Below are 7161 nucleotides of genomic sequence, written 5' to 3' on the forward strand. Positions count from 1 at the left end.
CCGCGCGATACCGCGGCGCCGGCGCGCAGCCAGGCGCGTTGGGTGTCGGGGCGCAGCGCATCAAAGTTGATGATCCCCGAGTACAGGGCCGGGTCGTGCGGGATCGTCACCACGGTGCGGACCAACGGTCCGAGGTCGGCCACGATCCGGGCCATGTTCGGGTCCTTGCCCGACGTCCGCTGGGACACGATCGCGACCGCGTTGCGGGCGAGGTCGGCGGAGTGCTCGTCGCGCTGGGCCAGCGCCTCGAGCATGCGGGCGCCGGCCTCGGCGGTGTCCTCGACGTTCGTGCAGGGCACCACGAGCTGGTCTGCGGCGGTGATCATCGCGCGCCAGTTCGAGGCGCGCTCGGAGTTGCCTGAGTCCATGAAGATGAGCCGGTAGTACTTGGCGGCGACCTCGTGGACCTGGCGGACCTCCTCGCCGGTCATCTCATGTTCGGAGGCGGTGGACTGGTCGGACCACAGGACGTCGAACTTGTCGGCGGGCTGGTGGTGCACGTAGTGCGCCAGATGGGCGGCCTGGGCGTGGGAGCCGAGCAGGTCGTCGGCGTACGGGAGCAGCTCAAGGACGGTGGCCTCGTGCGGGCCTTGGCGGGTCCGCCAGGCGGCGGTGCCCCTGGTCTCGTTGTTGTCCCACCCCAGGACACCAGCGCCGCCGTAACGGCCGAAGATCGCCGACAGGCACACCATCGTGGGCGTCTTGTTCGCCGACCCCTTCGGGTTCGCGATCGCAATCGTCCTCGGCCCGGGCCAGTGCTGAGAGACCTGGCGGACGTCCTCCCGAAACGCCAGCTCGGCGTCGGACGGCTTGGTCTTCATGCCCAGCTTGTTCAACGCGCCGCGCCACCCGTGGCGGGCGGGCTCGATGGTCGGCTCGTGGGAGATGAACGACTTACGCCGCCCCTCGGTCGTCGCGGTCGTCCGCAGCACCTCGGGCTCGGCGCCGACGCGGCGGCGGGCGCCGGGCTTGGACGGGGCCGGTCGCTGGGCGGGGATCTCCCACCCAGTCTTGATCTTGCTGTCATCGGCGGCCACCTCGCCGTCGTCCATAGCGGGCCCGTCGTCGAACAGCCCGGTGCCGCGGCGAGCTGCGCGGGCGGCGCCTTCGATTATGTCGTCGGCCTCCTCGTCGCTGACCGGCGTGATCGCGTACGCCCGCCCGTCGGGGTGCACCGTCAACCGGTTCCGGCCGGTGGAGTCGGTGGCCAGGGCGTAGACCGGGCGGTCCAGCCGCTGGGCGTGCTCGACCGCGACCACGTGCACCGCTGCGGCGTGCGGGGACCCGTTCGCCGCAGCGATCAACGAATCGGCCAGCAGGTCGCCGTCGACGACGACCCGGCCGTCCTCGATGGTCACGACCACCACCGGGTACAGCTCCGGCGGTGCGGGCTCAGTGCTCATCTGGTGCTGCGTCATGGGCTTCATTTTCTCCTGCGTGCTGTGGGACCGACTCGCTGGCTTGGACCGGAACTGGTGTAGCGGTGGGTTCACCGGCCTGTCTTCGTGCGATCGAGTCGATGAGCTATCCAGCCGGCCGAGGCGATGATCAGGCCGCCGGCGAGGGGCCAGATCGTCCATGACCGGACGGTGCTCGCGGTCTGCGCCTGCTCGGCGGGAAGGTTGTTCCCGAAGATCAACAGGCTGCCGATGCCGAACGCGATGGCCGCGACCGCCAGGCCAGCGAGAACGAGCAGTTGGTGCCCGGGGCGGTAGGTGTTCAGCATCGCGTGGTGACCTCTCGTCTTCTTGGCGCGGTGTCGCTCTGGGGTCTCAGGCTGTGGTGATCGACTCGACGGCCCACGGGCCGAAATCCTCGGGGCGGATAAGACTGACGAAGGTGCCAAGGCGCTCGGTTCCAAGCACCCGGCCGGCGGCGTTGTGCCGGGTGACGGTGACGATCCGGACCAGCAGGACCGACGTGGAGGTGGCCTTGCCGCCCTCGGCCTCGTCGCCGTCGGTCACCGTGGCGGTGGTGTAGCCGTCGACGTCGGCCAGGTCGATCCACTCGGCCCCGCCGGAGGCCGGGATTGGCTCGGCGACGGCGGCCGCGTAGTCGTCGGTCAGCCACCTGGATGCTCGCCGGAGGCCGTCCATCGGCGTACGGTCGACACGGGTGTCGACAACGAAGTTGGTCAAGGCTACCGCGTCGGCGACCTGCTCCGCGTCGCCGGTGTCGACCGATGCCGGCGCGGGCAGCTCGCCGCGCGGCTGCCCAGGCCCGCCGGGGGCCACGAGCTCGATCCCGTCCGGGTCGGTGGTCGCCGTAGTGCTCCCGCCGACGAGGCGGGTCTGCTCGGGCTCGTCGGTGCCGCACGCGGCCAGCGATAACGCAGCGGTAAGCACCATGGTTCCGATAGCAAGACGCCGCCGCGCCTGTGGCTCAATACTGAACCGGTGAGCTCGACGTCGCTGCCCCGCTGGGGCGAGAAGGCCAAGGTCTTGACCAAGCTTGGTTCCACGGTGTTGGCGACGCTCCTGTTGGTGGCATACATCGCCGCCGTGGCGACTGACGTTCTCGGCGGCTCTGTGCCCGATCCGATCTCTTGGACTCTGACTGGGCTGGTTGGCATCAGTCTTGCTCTGCTGGTCGGTGCCGGCGTCGTCTGGCTCATTGCCGAGTTCAGGACTGGACTGCGCGAGCCGCAACGGCCCGACTGAGCGAAGACGTGCCGCTGGCTGTCCCGCACCGTGCTCGGCATCGTGGGTGAGGGTCATGGGGTGAGTCCCTTCTTGCGTAGCCAGTCGTTGGGGTCGACGTCGTCTTGGGCGTAGCGACCACCCTTGGGGTGCACCTCGAGGTGGAGGTGGCAGCCGGTCGAGTTTCCGAGGGTGCCGACGTAGCCGATGACCTCACCGGCGGCGACCTGTTGGCCGTCGGCGACGGCCAGGCGCATCATGTGCGCGTACCAGGTCGCGAGGTTGCCGGCGCCGGTGGAGATCTTCACGAAGTTCGGTCCGGCCCAGCCGGACTGGCCGCGGTCGTGGACCACGACACCGGCGTGCACCGCCCGGACCGGTGTGCCGCACGGTGCCGAGTAGTCGGTTCCGGTGTGGTGGCGGGCCCACAGCGAACCGGACGAGCCGTAGTTGTCGCGGTTGACGTACTTGCCCTTGGCGACCGGGAGCTGCACAGGGCCGGTCGCTCCCCCACCACCGGCGCCGGTGACGGTAGTGGGGGTGCTGAACTTGGTGCGTGCCGCGGTGGTGATCTTCTTGACGTAGTTCTGGGTCTCGGGGAACGGCGGGACGCCGCGGTACTTGGTGACGTTGCCCATCCCGGCGTTGTAGGCCGCGAGCGCGAGCTCGAGCGGGTCACCGTCCAGGACGCCGGTGTCGATCTTGGCGGTGACCTGGGCCGCCAGGGCGCACATCATGTCGCCCTGGGAGCCGATCGCGTCGACCGGGTCGAACACGTCGGCGACGCCGTCGCCGGAGTAGTCCTTGCCCCAGGTCGACCAGGTGCCGGGCATGAACTGGCTGATCCCTTGCGCCCCGGCCGGAGACCCGGCGTCAGGCCGCCACCCGGACTCGGCCTCGATCTGCGCGGCGATCACCGGCGCGCCGATCTCCTTGCACTTGGCCCCGGCCGCCAACACAGCGTCGCGGTACCTCGCCGGGATCGCCCCGGCGGCGACGTCGCCCACGACCTCTCCCCCGTCGGGCGTGCTCGAGCCTGCGGTCGCCGCGACGACGACCACCGGCAGCATCAGCACCGCCAGGCCGCCGACGATCGCAGACGCGATCAGGCCGGTGGCGCCGCTTTCGCCGTCAGCTCGCATGACACCCCGCGTGCCGTAGTTACCTAATGTCCCAACCAGGACAAACTACAGCATAGATCCGTGGCCGGTGATGTCCTCGATGTCGTATCCGGAGGGGTAGATCGCGCCGACGGGCTGGCCGGAGGTGAAGGACGGTTTCGACGGTGGCGGGCGCCGAGCGATGAGAGTCTTGCGCAGCCCGAGGGCAGCATTCAGGGCGGCGGCGGTGCGTCGTCCTGTCGGCGGCAGGGCGAGTGCTTCACTGGCGGCCGGCGGGTCGATGACAGCGCTGAACACCCGGGGGGCGATCCGACGCAGCGGCCGGGGGAACCGGGCACGGAGGACCTCGAGCAGGGCCTCGCCGAGGAGAGCGCCTTCGCGGCTCGGTCGAATCTGCGCGGCGGCGTACTGGTCGAACTGTTGGGCGGCTTCGTCGTAATTGCAGGGTCGGTCCGGGATGCCCATCAGGTGTCCGAGGCGGTCGTAGAACCGGACGGTGGCCTCGAGCTCGACGGGGTCCAGGGGTCGCCACCCTGCCCGCTGAATGAACCTGGTGGGCAGCACGATGAGTCCGTTGAGGACGAACCGCATCTGCTCGGCGGGAATGTCGGCGGTGTGGTGCAGGCGGTTCATATGCGCGACGAGCCGGGTGCCCGCTTCGCCGTCGTGGCCCTGGGCAATGAGCTCGTGGATGATCAGCCCGGTGTGGTAGCCGCGGCGCAATGGGTCGCGGATGATGCCGCCGTGGTCGACGAGGGTCTCGGCCATGTCGGGCACGGTGAAGGGCACGAGGAACGCGAGTTGGAACCCCAGTCGGGCGTCACCGGGGAATTCCCACAGGGTCGTGCGGCGGTAGACGTCCAGCCAGTGGCCGTCCGCTGCGAGCTGTCGCAGCTCGGCGAGTCTTTTGGCGCGCTCAGCGTGCATGGTCGTAGGTCTCCTCTCGGTAGGCGCGTGCGACGTCACGAATGATCTGTCGGTCCTCATCTGGGGTGGTCGCCGCCGGCAGGAGGGTGCTGGCTCTGACGCCGGTCTCGAGACGCCTGCCGCGATAGTTCAGGGCGTCGGCGATCGCTTGGTACGGATCGGATCCCGGTGTCACCCGCAGGAGGCTGAGTCCGTCGTGGATCTCGATCATCGCTCGCTCGAGCCGGTACCCGGTGCTCTGCCTCCTGCTCGGTGTGAGGGACACGGTCGGGTAGTCCGCGCCCAGTCGGTCGCTGAGTGGCTTGATCTGGTGCAGTAGGCGGCGGTTCTCGATCCGTGACAGGACCTCAGGTCCGGCGAGGAAGATGACCGTTCCGGCGCCGATGCCGCTGAGCACAATCGGGAGCAGCGCGTTGCCAACATCTCGGGCGGCTTCGCTCCGCTCGTCCAGCAGCCACTGCTGGAGCGAGTTGACGATGTTGAACGTCAGGACGACAGCGCCCAGGAGACTGGAGGCGGCGATGAGCGCCAGGCCGGCGGTGCGGCTCGGGTCAGGCGCGTGCGGCTTGACCACGAATCGGGCGCATTGGAACGCCGTGGCGAGCAGCAGGATGTTCAACGGGACGTTGAGCGCGAGGTTGTAGGCCTCGGTGCCGGGGACGTCACCGATCTCGGGGTAGTTGCGGGTGTGGATGGGGCTGGCGGCCCACACGGCAACGTTGATGAGCATCAGAGCCGCGGTGGTGACGATGATGCCGTTGATCCACCGGCGCTCCGGCTCGTGCCGGGTCAGCGTGAGTAGGTAGATCGCCACTCCCCCGCCTGAGGCGAGCACCAGGAGGTGGGTCAGCAGCGTGCTGGTGTTGAAGCCGAGGGCGTCGTCGATCGGTCCGGGGAATTGGCGGACCGTGAGCCCGGCGGCCAGGCAGACGAGTGCGGCGGTGAAGGACCACCGCCATAGGGCGTGCGGGCCGGCCAGGCTCACCTTGAGCCGGTAGGCGGCCCCCAGCCAGGCGATCGCCAGAGCGACCGTCATCTGAGTCGTGCAGTCAGGATGTCGGGGCTTCGTTGGGGATCGCGCAGCCGGCGGTGGTGCTCGGCACATAGCAGCGTCCCCAGGCTCTCGGCCTCGACTTCCTGGGCGTCGTCGTACTCGTCGCGAGCCAGGAACCTCGCCGCGACGTGGGGGGCGATGTCCGGGGCGATGGTTGCGGCCACCTGGACCCCGCCGTTGCCGCTGCGCCCAGAGTGCCCGAGCAGCATGTGCGCGAGCTCGTGGCACAAGATCGCTGCGCGCCTGGCCGGTGGGGACCCCGCGGCGATCACGACGTAGTCGACGTCGCCGACCTCGATCCACAGCCCGGAGATCTCCGAGCCGGACAGGTCCTTTTCGATGACCTTGATCGAGCGACCGCGGCGCTTGCCGACGCGCCTGGTCATGACGGCGAGGTCGCCGTCGGCGGGCATGAGGGCAAGCGCCGCACGCGCGGCGCTCCGTCGGAGCGGAGCGGTGCCGCTCCTAGTCCTCAGCCGACTCAGCAGTGTCACCTGCGGTGGATCCGTTCTCGATCGCGACGACGTGGTCGATGATGCTTGCTATGTGATCTAGCGATTCATCACTCATACCCTGCGCGCGGGTCATCAAACCCTGGATCCGGGCGTCGCGGGCCCGGCCGAGGTCGTCGAGCTGAGCCACGACCGTGCTGGCCTCGGCCGCATCGAAGAAGTAGCCGATCGGGACGCCGAAGAACACCGCGATCGCGGCTAGGAGCCGGGCGCTGGGGTTGTCCTTGCGGCCGTTGCGCAGCTGGGAGATGTAGACGCCGGTGACCGACACACCCTGAGCGGTCAGCTCCGAGGCCACCGCGTCGTTGCTGTACGGCTGGGTGGTTCCCGGCTTCGGCACGCGGGAGAAGAGGTCGTTCAGGCGCTCGGCCAGGTGCGGCACTCCTCCCTGGCTCACTGCGGTCATCACTCTCCGTCGATCCCAGCACGTACAGGAGAACAGTAGTGGCGGCCCGCAGACCCGAGGACGTCCGGCACACCTGTTGAAGGCTGATGGCAACTGTAGTTAAATGCAGACCACGTTAGAAGAAACTGTAGTTATGAATGCTGCGGCAGGTCTGGGGGCACGATGACCAACACCAACGACGTCCAGCATTCCCCGTGGAGCGTCGGTCCAATCCTCCCGACCGCCGATTCTCCTCGACCCCCTGTTCAGTCGGAGGTGGGATCGGCCTCCACCGGGAAGTTCATCGGTGCGCCGACCCCGCGGTCACCGGCCACGGCACGCACCACCCAGATCAGCCGCCGCCCGCACGCCTTCTGCTGGGTCGGGACCCACGGCGGCGCCGGGACGACGTCCCTAGCCACCGGAAGCGGCCGTGGCGGCGACCTCACCTCGACATGGCCCGACCCGGCCCTCGGCTGGCCCACAGCGGTGGCGCTGGTATGCCGCACCAACACCGCCGGCC

At 69.1% G+C, this 7161-nt stretch carries 10 protein-coding genes; 1 reads left to right on the plus strand and 9 read right to left on the minus strand.

Annotated features, from left to right (window positions below; all coding sequences use genetic code 11):
- The 3 genes from ACI6PP_RS22410 to ACI6PP_RS22420 form a co-directional block, all read right to left on the minus strand.
- On the minus strand, positions 1-1580 hold a 1580-nt coding region (locus tag ACI6PP_RS22410), incomplete at its 3' end, for a MinD/ParA family ATP-binding protein (RefSeq protein WP_421113948.1).
- Positions 1490-1726 (minus strand): hypothetical protein, encoded by a 237-nt coding sequence (locus ACI6PP_RS22415; RefSeq protein ID WP_421113949.1) that lies wholly within the window; start codon positions 1724-1726, stop codon positions 1490-1492. The genes ACI6PP_RS22410 and ACI6PP_RS22415, both read right to left, overlap by 91 nt.
- 46 nt (positions 1727-1772) lie before the next feature.
- Positions 1773-2348, minus strand: a complete 576-nt coding sequence (locus ACI6PP_RS22420) for a hypothetical protein (protein WP_421113950.1) — start codon at positions 2346-2348, stop codon at positions 1773-1775.
- Between the two features lie 48 nt (positions 2349-2396).
- On the opposite strand from ACI6PP_RS22420, the gene ACI6PP_RS22425 reads away from it, so the two are divergent.
- Entirely contained in the window at positions 2397-2660 is a 264-nt protein-coding gene (locus tag ACI6PP_RS22425) for a hypothetical protein (RefSeq protein ID WP_421113951.1), read from the plus strand.
- Positions 2661-2713: 53 nt separating this feature from the next.
- Here ACI6PP_RS22425 and ACI6PP_RS22430 read toward each other — a convergent pair whose 3' ends face one another.
- From ACI6PP_RS22430 to ACI6PP_RS22455, 6 genes are all read right to left on the minus strand, one after another.
- Positions 2714-3781, minus strand: coding sequence for a peptidoglycan DD-metalloendopeptidase family protein (locus ACI6PP_RS22430; protein ID WP_421113952.1), 1068 nt, complete (start codon positions 3779-3781; stop codon positions 2714-2716).
- Between the two features lie 45 nt (positions 3782-3826).
- Complete coding sequence (locus ACI6PP_RS22435; RefSeq protein ID WP_421113953.1) at positions 3827-4687, minus strand: oxygenase MpaB family protein; 861 nt, start codon at positions 4685-4687, stop codon at positions 3827-3829.
- Positions 4677-5723 (minus strand): DUF6545 domain-containing protein, encoded by a 1047-nt coding sequence (locus ACI6PP_RS22440; protein ID WP_421113954.1) that lies wholly within the window; start codon positions 5721-5723, stop codon positions 4677-4679. Before ACI6PP_RS22440 ends, ACI6PP_RS22435 begins: the two co-directional genes overlap by 11 nt.
- Entirely contained in the window at positions 5720-6154 is a 435-nt protein-coding gene (locus ACI6PP_RS22445; RefSeq protein ID WP_421113955.1) for an ImmA/IrrE family metallo-endopeptidase, read from the minus strand. The genes ACI6PP_RS22440 and ACI6PP_RS22445 overlap by 4 nt, the downstream gene beginning before the upstream one ends.
- Before the next feature lie 52 nt (positions 6155-6206).
- The gene (locus ACI6PP_RS22450) at positions 6207-6659 is read right to left on the minus strand and encodes a helix-turn-helix domain-containing protein (RefSeq protein WP_421113956.1); all 453 of its coding nucleotides are present in this window, start codon (positions 6657-6659) and stop codon (positions 6207-6209) included.
- Positions 6660-6904: 245 nt separating this feature from the next.
- Positions 6905-7161, minus strand: a 257-nt coding sequence (locus tag ACI6PP_RS22455) for a hypothetical protein (RefSeq protein ID WP_421113957.1), incomplete at its 5' end; no start/stop codon positions are given.

The organism is Solicola agrisoli, from assembly GCF_049059935.1.
GTDB lineage: Bacteria > Actinomycetota > Actinomycetes > Propionibacteriales > Nocardioidaceae > JAURVT01.

Excerpts from the sequence above, each read along its gene's own strand:
- ACI6PP_RS22430 (WP_421113952.1), bottom strand. The coding sequence starts at position 3,781 with ATGCGAGCTGACGGCGAAAGCGGCGCCACCGGCCTGATCGCGTCTGCG.
- ACI6PP_RS22415 (WP_421113949.1), bottom strand. The coding sequence starts at position 1,726 with ATGCTGAACACCTACCGCCCCGGGCACCAACTGCTCGTTCTCGCTGGC.
- ACI6PP_RS22435 (WP_421113953.1), bottom strand. The coding sequence starts at position 4,687 with ATGCACGCTGAGCGCGCCAAAAGACTCGCCGAGCTGCGACAGCTCGCA.
- ACI6PP_RS22445 (WP_421113955.1), bottom strand. The coding sequence starts at position 6,154 with ATGCCCGCCGACGGCGACCTCGCCGTCATGACCAGGCGCGTCGGCAAG.
- ACI6PP_RS22420 (WP_421113950.1), bottom strand. The coding sequence starts at position 2,348 with ATGGTGCTTACCGCTGCGTTATCGCTGGCCGCGTGCGGCACCGACGAG.
- ACI6PP_RS22450 (WP_421113956.1), bottom strand. The coding sequence starts at position 6,659 with ATGACCGCAGTGAGCCAGGGAGGAGTGCCGCACCTGGCCGAGCGCCTG.
- ACI6PP_RS22440 (WP_421113954.1), bottom strand. The coding sequence starts at position 5,723 with ATGACGGTCGCTCTGGCGATCGCCTGGCTGGGGGCCGCCTACCGGCTC.